Here is a 22260-nt window from a genome sequence, read left to right on the forward strand (position 1 = left end):
AAATTTTAAAAAAGCAATTAAACTACAAGGTTATTTTTTATTCGAATCATACTTATATATAATTGAAAGGCGAAGTCTTTAATGAGACTCCGCCTTTCTGTTATATAAGGATTTATTAATTATTACTTTTCTGTTTAACAGTGTAATCATAGACTTTCTATGTTTTAGTTCACTTTACAACAGAATTAATATTTCCCTATTTTTGTGGAGTAACAGTTTCCACTTTTAATTCCTTTATTCCTTCTTTTAATGTAACAGCATCTGTTCGTAATGTTTTCCAACTGTCTTTCGCTGCATTTAAATTAGGTTTTAAGAATTTAAATTTATTTTGATCGGCTTTTTGAGCTGCATTCTCAATATGCCCTAGAACGCCCGAATATTGAGAATCTAAATCATGCCACTGCGTGGACATATAAGTAAGAGCGTTAATAGCATCATCAAGCGCCTTGTGCATTTCATTAATATTACTGTAAGCAACTCCAACTACACGATTTAAGGTTACTTTATAATCCACGGTCTGACGTAATTCTGCTAATAAAGGCTCTAACTTACCTAAATTATCCCTTGCTACTCCCACTATGATACCGCCAATTATTGGTAGACCCAAAATAGCACCCTTCATTACATTAAACCCATCAGATTCTAATTGTTTATAATAGTTTACTGATCCTAATACTTCTTCTAGACGCTTTTGATCAGCATCAACATCTGCACCTTGATTTTTTAAAATTGACTGCAAGAGCTCTTTATTACTTCCAAATGCTCTAACATCGTGTCCAATAGAGTCTCTTAATTTAGTTAATTCTTCTATTAGTTGTTGTGCATACTTTTGATTTTGTTGAATTTCACCTCGTAAATCTGTAATCCCTTCTTTTAAAGTTTCTCCATCCCCTGTATTAATCGCCTCTATCATTGTTTCATAATAATTATCAAATGTTGTATCGTATTCAACAATACCATTCAATGTATCTAAAAGCTGTTTTTTTACTTTCGTATCCCAAGTAACGGCATGTGCCCTTGCATTCTTTTGATCTTGTACGATTCTACCAGGTAAATCTACATATCCATTAATGGTAATTCCCTCAAAATTCACATCAGGATTCTTAATTAACATATAAGAATAGGCATTCATAGATTTTGCAAATAATCCAGCCTTTTGCAAGGTCTCTTTCATTCTCGCTTCATTTGCAGAAAGAGCCGTATCTCCATTATTCGTTTGTTCAATTTCACTTGCAAAAGTTGTTACTGGTGAAACTACATTAGCAGTTGTAATAGTTAATAGCGTCGATACAGCGAGTAATTTGTAAGGGATTTTTTTTATCATTTCATTTTCCTCCAATTTAGGTTTTAAATTTCAGTTCTACTCCTGTTTAAAAGCAATATCTTTTGAAATGAATTCTGCATCTTTATGAATATCATTCCAACTTTCTTTAGCGGCTTTTAAATCATCTGGTATTAAAGAGAATTTGTGGTCTTGCATAGAATCGATATTATCCAATAAATCTGTATAATTTGCGCCCATTGTATTCCATTGCTTTTGAATATTTGTTAGAGACAATATCGCTTGATCTACAGTCTGGTATAAATATGCCAATGTTTCTTTCGCGTTAGTAAGCGAAAGAACTGCTTGATTAGCACGATCTGCTTTCATACTTAATTCTCCGATTTTGTTAGAAATTTCATTATAGGAATCCATATGCTTAGATGCTGTGACACCAGCCGCAGTTCCTAGACCGATACCAGCTGCGCCAAGAGCCGAGAGTCCGCCAACAACAGCCGGTGTTGCTGTACCGCCAGTTACAACAATAACTACCGCTCCTCCAATAGCTGCAATAACTAAAATAGCTGCTCCCAATCCACCACCAATTGACCATGCTAATACATCATCAAAATGTTTTTTCTGAGTAGAACGAAGTTGCTCAATTTCAGCTTGAAGTTGTGGAATCGTTGCCTGTTGACCTGCTAATATTGCAGTTAATCCACCTTTCCCATCTGGACCACCAACATTATTTTTAAAATCTGTAGAATTTTGATATAGTTTCCCTTTGAAGTCTTGTAGCATCTTAATCACATCTGTAACTTCTTTTGAATTTGTATTGATTGTAGTAATTAAATCATTTATACCCTCTTTTAGACCTGCCTTATCTTTCTTTTGTACAGTTTCTACTAATGTGTCGTAATAATTTTGAAATTGTTCATCGTAATTTACAATATTACGAGCAGTTTTTTGAATCTGTGGCTTCGCTGTATCTAACCAGTAATTCGCATTGATTCGTGACAGCTCTTGATTAAGGTGAATATTTTTGAGCAACTCTCCCCCCTCTGAGCCTAAATCGATATTAGATAAATTTACATTTGGTTGCTTAATCATTGTTTTTGCGTATAAATCCATTACTAGAATATGAGACCCTGTTTCAGCTAATGCTTTCTTCAGTCCTTCGGGGCCTAATGCATAATTGCCTACTTTTTGTTCTTGAGCGGTCGTTTCTTGTGCAAATGCATGAATAGTGTTACCGGTAGTAGCAGTTATAACTGTTGCTAATGTAGCTAAAGTTAATACTTTGAATGGAAATTTTTTCATGACTATTCTCCTTCTTTCGCTAAATGCTTATAATCTTTATGAATTTCCAAAAAACGCAATATTAAAATTTGTATACTTGTTCTTCAAGGTAACTTATTACATTTTTTAATTGTCTTAATGTATCTTTTTGAGACTGCTCGTTAGTTGTATCAACATTAGTGGATAATTTTGTAATGCTATTTTTTATTAGATTTAAATCTTCTTTATAGCGCTTTAGTAGATCCAGTTCTACATCTACTTGATTTGCAAACGTATGCAAATCATTTTGTGTAAGAAGAAGCATTGATTTTTGTAAATCAGCTATTGATAATTTCGTTGTTAAATCATATATTTTTTGATTTTGTTTCTCTAAATCATCTAAATATGCTCGCTGTTCTGCTGTTAATTTATTTACTTCAGCAAAAACGCCAAATGTTTTCTTAATCTTTTCGGTATCAATGACCTTCATCAGGTCATACTCTTGTGTTTTTGCTGCGGCTGCGGCTGCTATTTCACCTTGTTTGCTTTTCTCAATTGCTTCACGAGCTGCTTTTTTTGCTGCTTCAATCTCTAGAGCAGTTTTACCTTGTTCTGTCGCTTCTTGCGCCGCTTTTTTCTCCGCTTCTAAAATAGAGTTGTTAATTTCTTTTCCTTTGTTATACGCTGCCACCCCTGCTTGAGCAGCCGGTTCAATAATTTCTTTTGAAAGACTATAAACTTCTTTGAATATAGCAAATCCCTGTTCATTTAAAGCCCCTGGTATTAATGCAATTTGCTGTAAATCATTTTGAATTGCTTTTTTGGTATTTAATATTTCATTTTTTAACTGATCTATTTTTCCTGTTCCATCTGTACTTAGTATGCCTTGCGCAGTTGCCACATTAGTATCAAAATCTTTTAATTTTTTATCAAGCTGTAATTTAAGATCTGTTAATTCATTGATTTGTCGTTGCGCATTTTCTTGATTCGTCATAGCCATTTCTTGAAGTACTTCAAGTCTATCCGAAAACCCTTCTCTATCTTCTTTATTGTCTACAAACGATTTTAATGTCGGGTAATAACTATTAAATTTTGTTACAAATCCTTTACTTTTTGAATTTAATAGAATTAACTGTGGATAGAGTTCCGATGACCATTCCTTCATATCTTGTTTGATTAGGAATTGATTGGTATTTAAAGCTGGGACTTCCTCTAGCTGTACATTAGGACTCATTAAAGATTGATCAATATACGTTTGGACTAATTTAGAATGCGCACCTAATTTTCGTAATGATGAAGAAATATCCATGTTTTCTTGTTGAGTTTCTGCTTGAACGATTGGTGTTGCGAGAGTATTGATAGGAATAGTTGCTCCAGTTACAATGGATGTTATTAAAAATCCTGTCATTATTTTAGTTTTCATTCCGTACACTCCTTTACCATTGTTTTTATAACTTAATTCATATAACTTGTACGACCGCTCTCTTTGTAAACTGGATAAGAAGGAGAAATCTTTCAGATACGTTAATATCGTTGTTTTTTACTTCTAATAGGATATAAGGATTTTATTTATCTCTCATTTCGATACTCTATTTTTTAAAATATAAATAACAAAAATTTATTAACTATATTTGAATCAGGCACCTTATGAGTAGTAAATTATTAATTCTTTCCTAAAGTTGCGGTTTAACTTACAGAATCGTGAGGATCAATAAACCAATGCTTACAGTTAATCTTGTCATAACATTGTTTAATTTCAATTTGATAATATCCCTCTTAGTTTTGTCAGCAAACTCCTTACTAGACAACAAAAGATGAAATTATACTGTACATTGCTTATACTTTTATTGCGGAATAACTTCACTTTTGTTATGCAGAAACTTAGAACACGTTTATTACCAATTTGATTCTTGACCTCTTGTGAATAAATTGACTATTTAGAAAATTATTAAAGACATAATGTTACTTACAACTTCACTATAATTCCTATTAGCGTAACCTTCTCCTTTCTGTCTGGTCATACCAGTTATGTTGTTCATTAAAACATTAAATTTTTAATGCGTAAATAGAAAGATTTTGTCGATTAAGCTCGATAATTCACTGTTAAATAAAAATATGTCCCGGAAAAAATTATATAAATATAGTTATTCGTAAATTTCATTTCTGTAATTGGAATGATTACAAATTAATGTGTATACGGTTAAAAATAACTATTTTAGCTCAACCAAGAAATTTTATTTTAGAAAAAATACTTATAGAATAATATAATAGGTCTTTTTATACTTTTTTACCTTTATTTAGTTATGTATAATTGCATAAAATGTAGATATATTTAGTAATATATGTTATATTATTGATTTTTCACAAAAAATCCTAATATCATTATTAATAAATATCCAGTATGAAGATATTAGTCTATAAACTTATCTTCGTTATAAACATAGGTTTTAAATTACAAAAAAGCTGCAAAGCTTCCTTGGAACACTTTGCAGCCTTCTGTCTTTTTATTTCCTTTAGCAAAATAACGGTTAGTGTATTTTTTCAAATTAACAATATGGTACAAAGATTTCCATTGAGCTTTTGCTCACATATGTGTTTATAAAGTCTTCAAGAGCTATTTGTTTGAGCTGACATCAGACTAGTTTATCTGATTCAGAACTATACCGATAAAGTGCAACTTTAATCAGTGGGGGTTTTGTTCATCCCCACTGATTATTAGCCCACACCAATCGGGCTTTTACGGGCAGCCCGCCCCCCCACCTAACTTCTTTGCTTTCGCTGAATTTTTAGATGGAGGTCTTACTGCCCGGCAAATAGCGGGATAAATTCAGCACATGATTGTTATTAAAAAAATAGATATACTTTGTTTCTCCATTATTTTTCTAACTCCTAAAAATTGAAACTGTTCCGCTAACAAGATAATATCTGGTTAATCTCATACGTCTATTTGAATACAAGTTCTTTTTCTAGACAAATCACAAACTCTTTCTAGAGTAATAAGTCCAGTATTTTCATCTTTTGGGATACTTACACCCATGTTTAAGTCTTTACATTGGAGACAGCAAATAACAAGCTTATATTATTGTATATTTTTCACGGTACTGCCTAGGAGTCATGCTAGTGATTTTTTTGAAAACTCTTATAAAATAACTTTGGTCATTAAAGTTAAGCCAAGCACAGATATCTGATAACGAATAAGTAGTGAGGGTTAATAATTTCTTTGCTTCTTCCACTCGTTCCCTTTGAATATATTCACTTAAAGTAATTCCCATTTCTTTTTTAAATAGTTTAGACAGATAAGTAGGCGTAATTTCTAAATGATTAGCAAGCTCATTCAGAGATATTCCATCGTAAACATTTTTATTAATATGTTTTATACATGTAGTAACCGCGTAAGAATACTTTTTTGCATTGTATTCTTTCACACGATCTGCAAAGGTACGTAAAGCGTCCCCTGATAATCGCTTTACAGATTCTACATTATCTAATTGTTCTAGGGTTTGTATATATAAAATACTATGGGCAAAAGCAATATCTGGTGGCAGATTTCCTTCTATTGCATATCGAGTGGCTAAGGTAATCGCAATAATTCCAAGGTTTTTTTGATTCCTGAGCGGATCCTCTACTAGCATAAGTTCAACATCTTCTTGCGAAACCGCATACATATACTGTATTAACTTTTTTTTATTTCCTTCTTTGATAGTCGAAAAGAAATCATTTACTAATGCCATATTGTGCGTTTTAGGTTTGTTTTGTCGACGTTTTAAAATATATAAATCAGGTTTCACATTTTTATTAGGAGTTTCCTCTAGTACTTTATTTTTTTCCAAGACAATATCTACATCTAACTTTTCATTGAAAATCATGTAATGTAATAAAATTCCCATATCAATTAATGTAGTTTTTTTAATCTCAGATAAACACTGATAATAGGCAAGTCTTTCTTGAATGTTATCATTTGATTTAAATTCTTTCTGAAATTTTATGATCATATCATCTGAATCTTTTGAATGTATAGTAGGACCGATTATAATAGTCCCTTTAATATCATCATGATTTTCTATATGAATTAGAACAAAATTTTCAAGATAGTTGTTGCTTCGAAAAAGTGGCAAGTTACAGGGATCGTTTTCTTGATAAATATCACTAAGATGTTCTTCTTTTGAAGAATAAAAAGGACTATAAACATTATCAGATGTAGAATGATATAAAATTTTTCTGTCTGCAGATAAAATATGTACAGGGGCATTAAATGCTTTATGTGTAAGATCACACAAGTGTTGTATATCGATAGAAGTATTCATTACATTCTCCTTTATAGATCCATAAAATATATTTTGTTATATATAATTCACGACAAATAATACTATAAAATATCAAATTAGTACAATTCACAACAAAATATTACTATATCTTTTTTATAAAAATCATATATTATTTAATTGTAGTTAGCATCTAAATATCAGAGTAGATAAGTAAAGGAAATACACTAAGTTCTTTTCTTAATTCTACAAAATATAATTATTGAACTTGAGAAAACAGTGAATTACTTCAAAATACAGTGGTAGTCAATGCGAGGACCAAGCTGGAAAAAGATTTAAAATAAAGCGAAAGTAACAGGAGATACTGTACCACCGCAAGAAACAACAGTCAAAGTTCCAATTCAATCATTTATACAAATTGAATTCAAAAAATAAATACTGCTAATTTAAATGTGAAACTGAAAAACTATTTTGCTCCAAATTTTAGAAAAAGATAATAAAGAAGTTGTGAAATTGGAAACAGATGAAAGCGATACGGCTATTTTTGAAGCACTATGCTTTGAAAAGTACAAGGTGGAGGAAATTCAAGTACTCAATTAAATATTTAATTGAGAGAAAGGTCTTTTCATCAACTAAAAATAAAAAACGAATGGAATATTCAAAAACATGACACTATATTACTGGTCGTAACAATAGTTTTACTTTCCACAAAAGAGGAAAAATATATAGACTTTACAAATACTAAGAATAGCAAACTAGATAGTTTTATTACCGCATCACATAAAGTGAAACTTTAATCAGTGGGGGTTTTGTTCATCCCCCACTGATTATTAGCTCTCACCAATCGGGCTTTTACGGGCAGCCCGCCCCCCACCTAACTTCTTTGCTTCCGCTGAATTTTGAGGTGGAGGTCTTACTGCCCGGCAAATAGCGGGATAAACTTATTATTAATTTCCAAATACAATAGTTGTTAATCAACAAAAAAACTTCAATAATTAAGGTGCACAGTAAATTGACCTCAAAACAGTAATTACTACAATATCAGTTTTTACTTATTCTATAAAAAAGAAATATCACTTAATAATTATTACTTTATATCAATTTAGACATAAAACATTTTATTATATCGGCTTAAGTATTATGAAATTAAAATTACAAATAACACCAAAACTCTTTTAAGGGCTCATACATCGTTCATATCGGGTTGATTATCTTTTGATACCTATGTCATTAATACAACTAAAAAAGTTTATTGCAAAGGAATCTGAGAGGTTTTTTCAATTTCGAAATTTATTTTTTTGTAAATTAAGGGAAAAATAATCCATATATATATACGGATTATTTTCTTAGTGTACTCTGTATTGACCTGTTAACTGTTTTTCAGCCATTCGAACTAAGCGTTTTGTAATCTCTCCACCGATCCGAACCATTTGCAGATGATGTGATGTATCAGGTCCCAGTGTGACTCCTAGTTCAAAAGCAATTTCATACTTCATTTGCTCAATAGTACTTGTAGTAGCAGAAATAAGAATTTCATTTGTATTACTTTCGCATCTTTGAATATTTATAAATAACATGTACCTAATTATGCTATTTATGCATGAGCAACCTAATTTATTCCAGTATTTTTATAGGAACCCTTTCCCTCCCCTTATTCCACCAATTAAATTTGAAACACAAATGTACATTGCATTTCAATATAACAATAAAAGCTACAAAAGCAACGAATTTACTATTTTAAAGTTAAGTGTTTAACCTTGAAGTACTTAAATTCTTTTTTCCAGATAAAGCATACATTATATCTTGATGTTTTATTGTCCTCTTATAATTATGTGGTATCGGGAATTTATTTCGGTGTTCTTTTATTATAATTAAAGTTTGAAGTTCTATGTTCAATACTTTTGCGAGGACATGATAGTTATATCCATTGTTTAACAGAGAAATTATGTCATAAAACATAGTTTTTCCACCCACTAATTTTACTAATTTATTCTTTAACTCATCCCCTTTTTCTTTAGCTTCATCAATTTCTAACAACATAGATTTTTTATTTGTCTGCTTAATGTATTGAGTATACAACTCTGGGAATTCTTTTTGTACTTCTTTGTTTAATACTGGTTTATATTTAATCATATAAGTAACTTGTAACAATGAGCGTTTTAACAAACTATCTTCAATGAGATACGCTACTTTATTAAATAAATGGACATATTCCTCAATATTGGAATAACTATTAAAATGAGCTAATACTCTACTTTTTATACTAAAAGCCTTGCCTACATAAATAATATTGTCATTATAATCTTTAATGAAATAAATACCACTGTCAGATTTTTTCAATTTATTATCTAATTCTTCTATACTCATAAAATGCAATTCACTCATACTTCTCTCTCCTTAGCAGTTTTAAATCGTAAAAAACAAGCAAGGTTTCTAAAAAAGTACTTAGCTGCCCTAGCATCTCTGATTTTATCTCTTGCTAAATGTCAAAAAACTGTTTCTATGTTCCTCAACTATCAATATGATTATTAATAAAATTTTCTATCGTTATTATCTCGCAATTTTATCATGTAATTTCGAGATCGTTTCCTCATTTAAATTACTGTGTTTTATCGAATAAAGGAAATATATTACTACCCCAATAGTAATCCAAATACTAAAGTACACCCATGTCCTTAACGGTAAATTTAGCATTAAAAACAAACAGCATACAATTGCAACGCATGGTAATACAGGTACAAAAGGTACCATAAATCCACGTTTTAAATTTGGGTGTGATTTACGTAGAATAATAACTGATAGACAAACTAACGCAAACGTCACCAAACTACCGATATTAACTAAATTAACTAATTCTTTCAAATCAATAAACCCAGCTATTATAGAGCTCCCTATTCCTGCCAATCCAGTTATAAAAGTGGGTGCTCCAGTTTTCTTATTAACTTTCGCAAATGATTTCGGTAACAATCCATCACGACTCATTGCAAAGAATACTCGTGTTGCCGCATACATATTGGAAAAAATAACAGCCATAAGGCCAATTACAGCACCTGCAGCAATTGCACCAGCGACTTTTCCTTGTCCTACAACTTCCATTACATAAGCCATCGCCTCAGGAACATTTAATTCTTTATAGGAAACCATTCCTGTCATAACAAGGCATACCATAACATAAATAATTGTACATATGATTAATGATGCAATAATACCGATCGGAAGATTACGTTTCGGATCTTTTACTTCTTCTGCTGAAGTTGCTAATATATCAAAACCCGTAAAAGCGAATAAAATAGCTGCTCCACCCGTAAAAACTCCACTTAAACCGTATGGTGCAATTGGTATCCAGTTCATTGGTTTTACATAGAATATACCAACCGTAATAAACAACAAAATCATTCCAATTTTAATCAATACCATTGTATTATTGATTCGTTTACTTTCCCTCGTACCACGGGATAACATCCATGCTAATATCAATGTAATGATTACTGCTGGTAGATTCACAATACCACCATGCGAAGGAATCGTTACTAGAGCTTTAGGTATCTCTAATCCAAATCCCTTTATTAAATTGTGGAAATAGCCTGTCCATCCAGCAGCGACAGCCGCTGTTGCCACGATATATATTAATAGCAATGACCAACCTACTAGATGAGCAACAAACTCACCAATTGTTGCATATGAGTATGTATATACACTACCAGACGCCGGGAGTGTAGAAGCAATTTCCGCGTAACATAATGCTATAAATCCACATATAATTGCTGCAAGTATAAATGAAAAAACAACTGCTGGGCCAGCATTTCTTGCTGCTACTAATCCAGTTAACACAAGAACACCCGTTCCAACTATCGAGCCTACCCCTAACATAATTAAATCAAATGCTCCTAATGTTTTCGTTAAAGTCTTGCTTTGATTATGCTCTAACAATTGTGTAACGGATTTCTTTTTTAGTAAATTACTCATATTTTCTGTATCCCCTTTAAAATAAGGTTTATTCTTCTCGTTAGTGTTGTATATAAATTTACTTAGTTATTAACTAGCCTCATAATATTTCTTTTACATTAAATAGATTTAAAATATTATATAAATTCGCTTCTCACTTACTAGTTAAACTAGACATTTCCATAGATTTTTGCGTACAACGTTTCATAGCTGAAATGATAGCTGTTCTTAAACCTTTTTCTTCTAGCGTTACTACAGCCTCTATCGTCGTTCCACCTGGAGAACAAACCATATCCTTCAATTCACCTGGATGTATTCCTGTTTCCAATACCATTTTTGCAGAACCTAATACAGCCTGAGCCGCAAATTTATAAGCTTGTTTTCTCGGCATACCGCCAAGTACAGCAGCATCTGCCATGGCTTCTATAAACATATACACATATGCTGGAGAAGAACCACTAATAGATGTAACAACATCCATTAGTTTTTCATTTATGACCTCCGTCTGGCCGAAAATATTAAATATGTTCAGTACCTCTTTTATATCTTTTTCTGTAACCATTTCATTAAAACATAACGCAGACATTCCTTCTCCAACAAGTGCCGGTGTATTAGGCATTACTCTAACAACTTTTAACTTTCTACCAAATTCATTCTCAGTGCTCTTAATACTTTTCCCTGCAGCAATAGTTACAACGATTACATCATTTTTTATTTGATCTTTTATTTGGTTAATTACCGATGAGTATAAATCTGGTTTGATTGATAAAATTAAAATGTCAGCGCTGTTAGCGACTTCATTGTTGTTAATAGTTATAGTTATGCCATATTCATTACTAGCATTTTTTAAATTAATGACATTTAAATCTGAACAAATTATTTGATCTGGAGAAACTATATTTTTTTTAATCATCCCACCTATCATAGCAATACCCATGTTTCCACATCCGATGAATCCTATTTGTTTATTCATAATAATTTGCTCTTACTCCTTCTACTCTAAATTTTATTGATTTTGAAATTATTATTCTAAATAAGGGCTATTACAATTACTTGGTTTATCAATAGAATTTCAAAATTCTCCTTCCTATATAGAGCTTACATATACCTCTAATAACTTCTTTGCTTTCGCTGAATTTTGAGGTGTGGGTCTTACTGCCCGGCAAATAGCGGGATAAAATCATTTCTTTAATCTATAATAAGAAGGACATAAAAAAACAAAAAGTTACAAAAATTTTCAAATTAAAACTTTTATAACTTTTTGTTTTGATGTAAATATAATTTCAATTAATGTATCTCACCGTTTTAAACTTGACGCTCCATAATCTTGTATAGTTACATTTATATGATATTTAATCGGTACTTTACTAAATGTTTGATCCCAATCTTTTTTGACTTTCTCCCATGTTCTCGGGTGTTTAATTCTTAATTGGTTGCCAAAACCCGCAATATCGACTTGGTATTCTTTTTGTATTTTTTTTGTAACATGATGTACTAAGTGCTTTACTTCTTTTTCAATAGCTTTTTCTTCCCTTTTTAAAAATTCATTTTCAAAATCTTTTCCTGATTGCATCCAATTTTCAGACAAACGCCCTTCTGATTCAATGTTTACATCAAAGGAAATATTATTTCCGTTAACATGTGGTATGATTTTGCTTTTTATTGACTTTATCTCGTATATAATAAGTTTCTTTGATTCTTTATCAAAAGTTTTTACCACACCACCATTCCTTTTTCCATTTATCCATACTACTCCTTCCAATTCCTGTTCATTTAAAAAGCCCATCAACTTTTTTGTCTTCCCTTTAATTACAGCAGCTCCTGCAAATTTTGTTTCTCCTTTTATCGAGATTACATTTTGCAAAAGAAAACTGGACCCTGACCGCATCTTTCCTTCCAATTTAGCGAGCGATACAGGAGGTAAAATCCTTGTTGTTCTATTTCTATTATCTGCAATTCCAGACAAACGAAATGCTGGGATTTCTCCTTTTTTGTTTGATTCCAGTACCTCCTTCGCTAGACCCTTGCTAATTAAGAGCATACAGCTAAGCCGAACTTCATTGTCACGGAGATACTGTTCAAGTAATTGTTCTAAACTGAATGTACGTACAAGACTATCACTAATAACAATGTTTTTTAAATGTGGGCTGAACATTGTGCTCTCTCTTTTCAATGAAAACTCACGAACAATTTGATGAATGGAATCACCGGTCTCAGAAACATTTATATAACGTTTTTGTTGTCCATTTCCTTTACTTTGTGCTTGCGAACTAACAATTTGATAAGTAGCTGTTATAAGATTTCTTTTAGGATAACCTCCTTCCTCATCCTCTTTCTCAATTGTTGAATCCTTCCCTTTATCTAGTGCTATACCTGCAGTTAAACTCAACTCTTCTACTTCTTTACTGCTCCAACATCCTGTTAAAAATAGAAGCAAAAGCGTCCATAACAAAGCCAAATAGAACCGCATATAATTAAATTTATTTTTCACACTACTCCTCCTTTTAATCGCGTAATAATAAGAAGAAGCAGTGGCAGTAAACCAAATAAAAATAAAGCAGCATTACCGAGCATATCCCCCAATTTAAGCAAGTCATTTATATTTTTCGAAGTCATAGCAATGATATAAATGATTGGAATCAAAGCAAAAATAAACGGATGAATTCTCTTTTTAAAGAGTTGTGCTAATCCTAATGCAGCTGCATAATAACTAATCGTATAGGTAGCAAATATTTGCATAATCCATATTACAAGCAGTAAAGATTCAAAACGTTCAAATATTAACCCAGAAATTTCAAAACTGCGCATAAGGTCAATTGTCGGCCATGTTCTTGTTACAACCCCATCAATTGATAATGCACCAATGACCATTACAACAGTTATTACATAAAAGATTAACGGAATAGAAATTCCAACTAAAATAGCTTTTACTGCTTTATTTCGTTGTTCCATAAATACCAAAAGAATTAACATAATTTCAGGACCTGTATATGCGAGAGACGTTGTTTTTATCCCATCTAATACTGGTTTAATTCCCAAACCTAATACGGGACGGAGATTATCTATCTCGAATATTCCGATGCTCATAAAGGAAATGATTAAAAAAATAAAAACAGTAATAGGAAATATTATTTCAAACATCCGTGCAATTGAATTAATACCACTCATAATCAAATAGAGACCTATCCACATAAAAGGCATAACAATAGCCCATGTGGGGGTTCCTTCGAGCAAAAAAAAGCTTATTACTTCTGCCATTGAACGAATTTGAAATGCTGAAGTTGTAAGAAAATACCCTATAATAAGAAAACTAAGTAATCTGCCTATCCATTTCCCTACAATATCTTGACTGTATTGGTAAAATGTTTTTTCTGGAAACTGCTGACTTAATTTGACCATAATTACTCCTGAAACCATTGCCAGTATTCCACCTAATATCACACTTAGCCATACATCTGGTGTTTTCACTTTTTCCACAGATGCTCTGGGCAAAGTGAGGATTCCTGTCCCAAGTATGTAATTTACAATAATAACAACTGCTTGCGAAGTTGTTATTCGGTCTTTAAGTTTAGTAATCACTGAAGGCCACTTCCTTTCGTCATCAGCTACCTTTTGCGGATATTTTTTTTGGTATGCATTATTTTCGGTCGACGTCTCATTATTTTTAATGGCATGCGAACCATAAAATCTTTCCAGTCACTAAATCGATATGGAACAGCAGGGCTGGTATAAGGAACGCCAAAACTTTTCAGTTTCACTAAATGACTGCAAAGTAAAAGAAAGAAGAGAATAACTCCATACAAGCCAAATATCGCAGCACAAAACATAGCTATAAAACGAAGAATGCGTAACGTAATTCCCACACTATATTGCGGAATAGTAAAAGAAGAAATAGCTGTTACCGCAACAACGATAACCATTATTGGACTAACAATTCCTGCTTCTACGGCAGCCTGACCAATTATTAAACCACCCACAATTCCCATTGCAGGCCCAATCGGTTTAGGCAGACGTAAACCTGCTTCTCGCAAAACTTCGATAGCTACTTCCATAATTAACGCTTCTATTAAAGCGGGAAAAGGAACTCCTTCTCGCGATCCGATAATAGAAATAGCGAGCTTAGTGGGAATTAATCCTGGATGAAATGAAATAAAAGAAATATATAGTGCTGGAGCAAATAATGAAACAAAAGCTGTCATGAAGCGTAATAAGCGGAGAAGCGTACCAGGAAGCCACCTTTCATAATAATCTTCTGGTGATTGCAGCAGCATACTAAATGTAACTGGAGCAATTAAAACAAATGGTGTTCCATCTAACAAAATAGCTACTCGACCTTCCATTAAAGCACTAATAACACGATCAGGTCGTTCTGTATTTTGAATCTGCGGAAAAGGACTGAGATAATTATCTTCAATAAGTTGCTCTATATAACCAGATTCGAGTACACTGTCTATGTCAATTTTCTGAATTCTGTTTTTTATTTCATCCACCAATTCTGTACTAGCAAGATCTTTAATAAATGCGACAACTAACTCTTTCTTTGCACGTTCTCCTACTGGTAGCTTTACTAATGATAAGTTCTCATCCGCACAGTGTCGTCGCAAAAGTGAGGTATTATCACTTAATACTTCAGTAAAACCGACCCGTGGCCCTCTGACTAATGCCTCCGATACTGGTTCTTCAATATTTCGTTTATTTGCTTTTGTTGTACCAAGAATAAACACATCTGCTAAACCATCAATTAAAAGAGCTGTTGAACCTATCAATACTTTGGGTATTAAATCTTTTATGTAATGGACTTCTGCTACTTCACTAATTGTAAGAACTTTATTTTTAATATATTCTTTTGAAACAGTCCCCTCCACATAAGAAGATTCATTTTTATATTCATCAGAAAAATCATCCATTAGTAATTTCATAATATGTTTGTCAATTATCTCTTTATCTGATAGACCATCAACAAAAACGATCCCAGCTTGAATATCTGTGCGTCCAATATTAAACTTTCGAAAGCGAACATCAGAATTATGTCCGATTTGTTGCTTTATAAGTTCTAAGTTAGAGGCAAAATCATTTGTGAAATGAACGTTTGCATTTTGAGATAGTTTATGCTCTTGTTTCGTTTTACTTTGAATATTATTTTTTTTCACTTGTTTGTCTCTTGACTTCCACCAACTCATTCTTCCCACTCTTTCTCTGACATACGAACCCAATGAAAAAATCTTGAGATAGTATACGGAATTAAAAACAAGATAAAAGCTTGTACAAAGACTTTCCAATCTGGAAGATAAGAAGTAATTATGTTCCACATTTTTATCACCCAATTTATATACTCTGCTAGGATTGAGATTTCTAAAAAACGATATGTACTTAATAAAAAATAACTATAAGATTAAAGAGCAGAAAAGCGAGACATTATGCTTATTTAGTACAAATAACCTAATTGGTATAAAAACATTTCTGACCTAAAATACCATTTCCAATTATAATTTGTTAAATATTATCTCCTTTTCCCTTATTTATATGCCCGCATTTGAATTTCAAATAATATAAGGATCAATGATATTTCCTCTTAAAGAAAAAAAGATGCTAGAAGATAGCATCTTTTTTTAAATTCAACTTACTATGTATTTATATTTTATTGTGAAAATACTCGTTTTTTTTAATGAATATTAATGTTTAAAAAAATAAAAAATACATATTCTTTTGTTCTAAGTTCATACACTTCTACCAAATCGATACGGAATTTTCTGATTTTAAAACTAATATGAAATAAAGGAGAATAAAAAGAAAAACTATTATCAATCTATCAATTGAAAATAATACTTAGCAAGAGTTTATCATCTTAACTCCAAGTGTATTCGTTTTGCTTCAAAATAAAGAACTTGAATAAATTTTTTCGTATCAATACGAGCAGGTAATGTTGGTTCATTATTCAATTCTGTCATCTTTCTCCTTACGGTAGTAAAATCAAAAAATCTAGAAGCATAATTTTCGAACTTCGGGTTTAAAAAATCAGTAAGTCCAAGGGATGCTAAATGGTTTAATGATTGATAAATTGCTCTCCGAATCCGTTGTTTGGAAGCTTCTATGAACCTTTTTAATTCGGCATCTTCAGCTGAATCCCCAAGTTTTTTTTGAGCCAAATTCATAAAAATCTCTTTTAGTGAGGGAAAGCCTTGTTCCAACGTGTTATCTTGTTCATATTTATATAAATAATCTAGCATATCCATTAAATCTTTACTTCCACTTTCACTGGCTATTCCTAATTCAGACAAAAGAAAATGAATGGAATTTTGAAAATGATTAAAAGTATTTAAATGTTTTTCATTACGGTATTTTTCTTGCGCACTTGAATTACTATCTAATTTTAGTACCATATTAAGCGATTCTTGAATGTTTTTTATCGATTTTTCCAAACGAATTCGTTCAATGACTTTCCGAACAACTGTTAATACTTCAATCCGGTTAATTGGCTTAATAATATAGTATTCAACACCAAGAGAATAAGCTTCAGCAATTAATTCTTTTGATTCTACTTGAGAGACCATGATGATTTTCCCTTTAAACGAAGGTTTTATTTGACGGATTGTTTTTATTCCATCTTGAATCGGCATTAACAAATCGATAAATAAAATGTCTATATTTTTAAGGATTAGCATTTGTTGCTCTAAAGATAAACCATCCTCAGCTTCTCCTATAACCTCCCCAAGATCTTCATCCTCGATAATTTGAGCCAACATTGAGCGAACCGCTTTTTCATCATCTACTATATAAAAATACATAGAATCACCCTTTCGAAATTATATGATCAATCCCTAATCTAATTATAAAAATTGATCCTTTTCCTTCGGTTCTGTCCTCAAGCGTAACATCACCTTCAAGTTGTTCGACCATTTCTTTAACATACGATAATCCGATACCTGTCGATGGGTTGCCTAAATCATCATATTTAGAAGTAAACCCAGGCTCAAAAATTGAATCTTTATATTTTGAAGAAATACCAGGACCATTATCGCCTATTTGAAATTCAACAAAATGGTGGTCTTTATTAATGTCAATTGTGATGGTTCCCATACCTTGGATAGCTTCTACAGCGTTTGTAACGATATTATTTATAATAGATAAGATTGTGTAAATATGATAATGAGGATGCACACCATCAATTTTATACACAAATTGGATATCTTTCTCTAGCAAGCGTGCATATTTCGTATTTGCCCGTATAATGATATTTACTAGTTCATGTACAGACATATAATCTGTAAAACTTTCATCAGAAATTAGTTTTGAAAGCCCCGCAAAAATACGTTGGTTATCCTTTTTAACGTCATGGACCTCACCAGCAATTTGTAATGCCTGTTGCCTTAAATCCCCAAGCTGAAAATCCATCTGTTTGTGCTCAAAAGAGTCTAAGGTTTTATATAAATCATAGGATTTTTTTGTTATATTCTCAGCATCTTGTAATGTTTTTTTTAAATGAACAGCATCTTCATATAAATTAGAGATAAGCATGAGCATGTGTTCATTTTGCTTCTTTATATGTCTCTCCCTTGATTGCGCTTCATACAATTTCATCATATTGAAAAAGCTTAGAACTATAAAACTATGGGAACATGCGATAACAATAATCTCATTTATTGCCTCGGATGTGATCGATGTTTTTAATACGAAATATTGAATCATTAATTCCACACAGTCTGACAGTATTTCAATCATGCAACCAATAAAACCAATCATTAGTGGTTGATGATAAAAACGTTTGATTTTTGCTAAATGAAAGAGATACGAATAAGTAAAATAAAAGAAAAAACTAGGATAGTGAGTATGAAAAGCGGCTAGCCAATCCATATTTCCCTTTATAATGACATCCATTGAGATACGAAATACTACCACGACTATCGCTGTTAAAAAACCCGGTAAAAATGCTGGAATTCGTCGAAACAATAACAAAAAAAAGAAAAATGTTGGTGCGCCAAAGCTCATTCTAAATGTTTCATTTAAAGGAAATGACTTTATTTCACCTACTAAGGGTACTGTAAGTATCATTAAAACGAGAATATAGATGTCTTTTTTTACTAAATTACTAAGATTCAAAATAATCACTTCTCACTTTCGCCTAACAGTCAGTATACAAACCTATTTGCATTAATACAATACTTACTCTATTTTTTTCAAAAACTGATAAATAAGATATAAACGAAAGCATTATAGATTGTGAGTATTCATTACACCCTTCTACTTTAGAAAGATACTTTATAACTCAAAAATGTTCAGACACAATATAAGGTCTGAACACTTTTGGACTCGCTCTAACACCAAAATATCTGTGCTCCTTTTTAAAATATACTTAAATCCCATTCTTTTGCAATATGTTCTAACAACATAATTCCTGGTAAACTATTCCCATATTCATCAATGGCTGGTCCGTAAATACCAATACCACATCCATCTTGGAACGATAAATCCTTCCTAGATTTTGAGGGAACAAGTGTCATAATTCCACCGGATACCCCACTCTTAGCTGGTAATCCAATGAAAGCAGCAAATTTTCCAGAAGCATTGTACATTCCACAAGTTAGCATTAAAGCTTTTGTTAACCTAGCTACTTCTTTAGGGAGCACTTGTTCTTTGCGAATAGGATGATATCCATCATGTGCTAGTATAAGCCCTATTAAGGCAATATCTTCTGTATTTATTTCAATCGAACATTGTTTTAGGTAAACCTCTAGTGTCTCCTCCACATCTGATTCTAGAAAACCATTCTCCTTTAAATAGTATGCTAATGCTCTATTACGATGAGCCGTTTCCCATTCTGATTGAAATACTATTTCATTAATAGCGGGACGCTTCTCTATCATTTTTTCAATTAATACGTATAGAGATTCTAATTTTTCTTGCACCGATGTCCCTGGCAAAAGTGAAGCTATCGTAATCGCTCCAGCATTGATCATAGGATTAAAAGGTTTTCCTGGTTTATGTATCTCTAAACGAATAATTGAATTAAAGGCATCTCCAGTTGGCTCTACGTCAACTCGTTCTAATACATAAGAAATACCGCGACTTAAACAAGCGGCTATAAAACCGATTACTTTTGATATACTTTGTAATGTGAAAGGTATCTCCCAATCTCCTGATTTTATCATTGTTCCATCTGGCTTTACTATACAAATACCTAACTGCGATACATTTATTTCCCCTAGAGCGGGAATATAACTGGCGCTTCGTCCCTTAGCTGCATACGCTCGATAATGAGCTACCCATTGATCTAAGCAAACTTTTTCTTGACCCTCAACTTGAACGCTAGAATCCTTTATCATTTAATCATATTCCCCCGTACTATTAACTTTATATAGAATGAATTTTTCTTTACTATAATCAATAATATTTGCACTAGAACCAAGAAAAATATTCAGACATATTGCAGTCTGAATATCCTTCTTATTACACACTTTTCTTTTTTGAAGTTTTCTCATAACTATCCCAACATTCAATATTTTTAAGCCCTTTAATGTTTTCTTTATAAAAAATAGGATCTTTACCAGCTTTTTTCTGGTTTATATAATCTTGTAACGCCGCAAATGCTACTTTTGAAAGTAAGGTAATAGCAATTAAATTAATAATAACCATAAAGCCCATAAATAAGTCCGCTAAATCCCATACAATTTGAATCTTTGCAACAGAACCAAATACAATCATAGCCAACATACTTATTCTGTATATCATTAACCACACTTTACTTGTATGTAAGAAGCGAATATTTGTTTCACCATAATAATAGTTGCCAATTAACGCACCAAATCCAAATAAAAAAACAAAGATAGCAAGACAACCCGATGCCCAAGGACCTATGTGTTCACTTAATGCTGCTTGTGTAAGTGCAATACCATTTAACCCCGGTTGTTTATATGCATCAGACAGCAAAATAATAAAGGCAGTGCTAGTACAAATGATCAGTGTATCCGTTAATACACCAAATGCTTGAATCAGTCCTTGTTTCACCGGATGACTTGTTGTTGCTGTTGCGGCAACGTTTGGTGCACTTCCCATACCAGCTTCATTTGAAAATAAACCACGTTTAACTCCATTCATAAGTGCTGCACCAATTGAACCGCCTGCTATTTGTTTAAAACCAAATGCGTTTTGAACAATAAGAGAAAGAACTTCCGGCATTTTTGATATGTTGGTAACTACAACAAATAATGCAACTCCAATGTATAATACCGCTAAAAATACCACCTTGTATTCAGCCATTTTTGCAATACGTTGTACACCACCAAAAATAATCGCAGCGAAAGCAATAGCCATGATTATCCCAACTGTTAGACGATCTGTACCAAATGAGTTTTGAAAAGCAATTGTAACTGTATTTGATTGTACTGAATTGAATACAAGACCAAAAGTAATTGTGATTAAAATAGAGAATAATACTCCCATCCAACGTTTATTCAACCCTTTTTCCATATAATAGGATGGACCACCGCGGAAACCAGTTTTATCTTTTACTTTATATATCTGTGCTAATGTGCTTTCGACAAAACTGGAGGCCGAGCTAATAATAGAAATAATCCACATCCAAAATACAGCTCCAGGACCACCTAATGCAATTGCAATCGCAATTCCTGTGATATTCCCTGTTCCAACGCGGGCTGCCATACCAATACAAAACGCTTGAAAAGGAGAGATTTGATCTTTAGAACCACTTTTCCCCTCCATTAATACACGGACCATCTCTTTGAACATTCGAAACTGTACAAAATTCAATTTAAATGTAAAATAAATTCCGCAAATAACAAGCATAATAATTAACAATTTAGACCATAAAAAATCATTTGTTGATCCGACTAACTCTACAAAAAATCTTTCCATATTATCACTCCATACCAAAAATTTATCTATCATAATCTATATAAAATCACCTATATTCCTTGGCATAAATACCTCATTCATATTCAAATACAACAAGGATAAAAATTTTCTATATTAATAGAATTGGCCTGTTTAAACAAACATCGCAACACGCAACTGCGAAACTGAATTTTCTAAAAACTTACCATTTATACACAAGATGCTCTATCCCCTTCTGCAAAACTAATATTCTTATCCACTAATGTTGTTGTACTATTATGTTTGTTTCGTTTACCGGTGATTTACATTTTAATCATAATAATCAATAGTGATTAACTGGTTTTTTGTTAATTTTCTTAAAAACATGGAAATATCTCCTTTCTTACTACTAATCTCAAAAATAGGCTAGGTAAAAATTTCACGAAAAATCTATAAAGCGCTTTCAATCTTTAACTAAGAGAAGTTTGTCTTTAATTTATAATTAAAAGTACAGAATGTTACGAAAAAGTACAGATTTTTATAAAAACAAAAAATTTTTTAAGATTTTTCATCTAAAAAAACAGTGAGATTTTGTGAATTTTATACAGTATCCAAACGTCGCAGATTTTGTTCTATCTATCCTTTGACAAGTCTCTATTTTCTTCATATAAACATGCATACTTTTTC

General features: G+C 32.0%; 16 protein-coding genes. 1 reads left to right on the forward strand and 15 read right to left on the reverse strand.

Features of this window, described 5'->3' with window-relative positions:
* Positions 1-196: 196 nt before the first annotated feature.
* The 4 genes from hblA to DN407_RS15225 all read right to left on the reverse strand — a co-directional run bounded on the left by hblA (position 197) and on the right by DN407_RS15225 (position 6843).
* Entirely contained in the window at positions 197-1324 is a 1128-nt protein-coding gene (gene hblA / locus DN407_RS15210) for a hemolysin BL binding component B (RefSeq protein ID WP_000591969.1), read from the reverse strand.
* 36 nt (positions 1325-1360) lie between these two features.
* A complete protein-coding gene (gene hblD, locus DN407_RS15215) occupies positions 1361-2581 on the reverse strand; it encodes a hemolytic enterotoxin HBL lytic component L1 (protein ID WP_000714435.1) in 1221 nt (406 codons plus the stop codon).
* Between the two features lie 61 nt (positions 2582-2642).
* Positions 2643-3962, reverse strand: a complete 1320-nt coding sequence (gene hblC / locus DN407_RS15220; protein ID WP_000850227.1) for a hemolytic enterotoxin HBL lytic component L2 — start codon at positions 3960-3962, stop codon at positions 2643-2645.
* A gap of 1651 nt (positions 3963-5613) precedes the next feature.
* The gene (locus tag DN407_RS15225; RefSeq protein WP_149216444.1) at positions 5614-6843 is read right to left on the reverse strand and encodes a helix-turn-helix domain-containing protein; all 1230 of its coding nucleotides are present in this window, start codon (positions 6841-6843) and stop codon (positions 5614-5616) included.
* 429 nt (positions 6844-7272) lie between these two features.
* On the opposite strand from DN407_RS15225, the gene DN407_RS15235 reads away from it, so the two are divergent.
* Positions 7273-7401, forward strand: a complete 129-nt coding sequence (locus tag DN407_RS15235; RefSeq protein ID WP_000939299.1) for a hypothetical protein — start codon at positions 7273-7275, stop codon at positions 7399-7401.
* Positions 7402-8147: 746 nt separating this feature from the next.
* Here the strand turns inward: DN407_RS15235 and DN407_RS15240 are convergent.
* From DN407_RS15240 to DN407_RS15290, 11 genes are all read right to left on the reverse strand, one after another.
* Positions 8148-8378 carry an alpha/beta-type small acid-soluble spore protein gene (locus DN407_RS15240; RefSeq protein ID WP_000897397.1) on the reverse strand — a complete coding sequence of 77 codons (231 nt, stop codon included), beginning with the start codon at positions 8376-8378 and terminating at the stop codon, positions 8148-8150.
* A gap of 166 nt (positions 8379-8544) precedes the next feature.
* Entirely contained in the window at positions 8545-9186 is a 642-nt protein-coding gene (locus DN407_RS15245) for a GIY-YIG nuclease family protein (RefSeq protein WP_001292158.1), read from the reverse strand.
* A gap of 165 nt (positions 9187-9351) precedes the next feature.
* The gene (locus tag DN407_RS15250) at positions 9352-10767 is read right to left on the reverse strand and encodes an amino acid permease (protein WP_000067454.1); all 1416 of its coding nucleotides are present in this window, start codon (positions 10765-10767) and stop codon (positions 9352-9354) included.
* A gap of 133 nt (positions 10768-10900) precedes the next feature.
* Positions 10901-11719: a pyrroline-5-carboxylate reductase gene (proC, locus tag DN407_RS15255; RefSeq protein WP_061655831.1), complete on the reverse strand. Its 819-nt coding sequence runs from the start codon at positions 11717-11719 to the stop codon at positions 10901-10903.
* Between the two features lie 324 nt (positions 11720-12043).
* The gene (locus DN407_RS15260) at positions 12044-13237 is read right to left on the reverse strand and encodes a Ger(x)C family spore germination protein (RefSeq protein WP_000790799.1); all 1194 of its coding nucleotides are present in this window, start codon (positions 13235-13237) and stop codon (positions 12044-12046) included.
* A complete protein-coding gene (locus DN407_RS15265; protein WP_061655832.1) occupies positions 13234-14325 on the reverse strand; it encodes a spore germination protein in 1092 nt (363 codons plus the stop codon). The genes DN407_RS15260 and DN407_RS15265 overlap by 4 nt, the downstream gene beginning before the upstream one ends.
* Before the next feature lie 26 nt (positions 14326-14351).
* Positions 14352-15926, reverse strand: coding sequence for a spore germination protein (locus tag DN407_RS15270; protein WP_149216445.1), 1575 nt, complete (start codon positions 15924-15926; stop codon positions 14352-14354).
* A 660-nt stretch (positions 15927-16586) separates the two neighbouring features.
* Positions 16587-17531 (reverse strand): response regulator, encoded by a 945-nt coding sequence (locus DN407_RS15275; RefSeq protein ID WP_000274074.1) that lies wholly within the window; start codon positions 17529-17531, stop codon positions 16587-16589.
* Positions 17532-17535: 4 nt separating this feature from the next.
* Positions 17536-18852, reverse strand: coding sequence for a sensor histidine kinase (locus DN407_RS15280; protein WP_098283831.1), 1317 nt, complete (start codon positions 18850-18852; stop codon positions 17536-17538).
* Between the two features lie 233 nt (positions 18853-19085).
* On the reverse strand, positions 19086-20066 hold the full coding sequence (gene glsA, locus DN407_RS15285; protein ID WP_000588648.1) for a glutaminase GlsA: 981 nt from the start codon (positions 20064-20066) through the stop codon (positions 19086-19088).
* Positions 20067-20190: 124 nt separating this feature from the next.
* Positions 20191-21615 carry an alanine/glycine:cation symporter family protein gene (locus DN407_RS15290; protein WP_149216446.1) on the reverse strand — a complete coding sequence of 475 codons (1425 nt, stop codon included), beginning with the start codon at positions 21613-21615 and terminating at the stop codon, positions 20191-20193.
* Positions 21616-22260: the final 645 nt, after the last annotated feature.

This window comes from Bacillus sp. JAS24-2, assembly GCF_008274905.1.
Lineage (GTDB): Bacteria > Bacillota > Bacilli > Bacillales > Bacillaceae_G > Bacillus_A > Bacillus_A cereus.

What these genes read in the sequence shown, in the direction of transcription:
- DN407_RS15240 (WP_000897397.1), bottom strand. Translation starts at nt 8,378, where the DNA reads ATGTTATTTATAAATATTCAAAGATGCGAAAGTAATACAAATGAAATT.
- hblA (WP_000591969.1), bottom strand. Translation starts at nt 1,324, where the DNA reads ATGATAAAAAAAATCCCTTACAAATTACTCGCTGTATCGACGCTATTA.
- DN407_RS15225 (WP_149216444.1), bottom strand. Translation starts at nt 6,843, where the DNA reads ATGAATACTTCTATCGATATACAACACTTGTGTGATCTTACACATAAA.
- hblC (WP_000850227.1), bottom strand. Translation starts at nt 3,962, where the DNA reads ATGAAAACTAAAATAATGACAGGATTTTTAATAACATCCATTGTAACT.
- DN407_RS15290 (WP_149216446.1), bottom strand. Translation starts at nt 21,615, where the DNA reads ATGGAAAGATTTTTTGTAGAGTTAGTCGGATCAACAAATGATTTTTTA.
- glsA (WP_000588648.1), bottom strand. Translation starts at nt 20,066, where the DNA reads ATGATAAAGGATTCTAGCGTTCAAGTTGAGGGTCAAGAAAAAGTTTGC.
- hblD (WP_000714435.1), bottom strand. Translation starts at nt 2,581, where the DNA reads ATGAAAAAATTTCCATTCAAAGTATTAACTTTAGCTACATTAGCAACA.
- DN407_RS15270 (WP_149216445.1), bottom strand. Translation starts at nt 15,926, where the DNA reads ATGAGTTGGTGGAAGTCAAGAGACAAACAAGTGAAAAAAAATAATATT.
- proC (WP_061655831.1), bottom strand. Translation starts at nt 11,719, where the DNA reads ATGAATAAACAAATAGGATTCATCGGATGTGGAAACATGGGTATTGCT.
- DN407_RS15245 (WP_001292158.1), bottom strand. Translation starts at nt 9,186, where the DNA reads ATGAGTGAATTGCATTTTATGAGTATAGAAGAATTAGATAATAAATTG.
- DN407_RS15275 (WP_000274074.1), bottom strand. Translation starts at nt 17,531, where the DNA reads ATGTATTTTTATATAGTAGATGATGAAAAAGCGGTTCGCTCAATGTTG.
- DN407_RS15250 (WP_000067454.1), bottom strand. Translation starts at nt 10,767, where the DNA reads ATGAGTAATTTACTAAAAAAGAAATCCGTTACACAATTGTTAGAGCAT.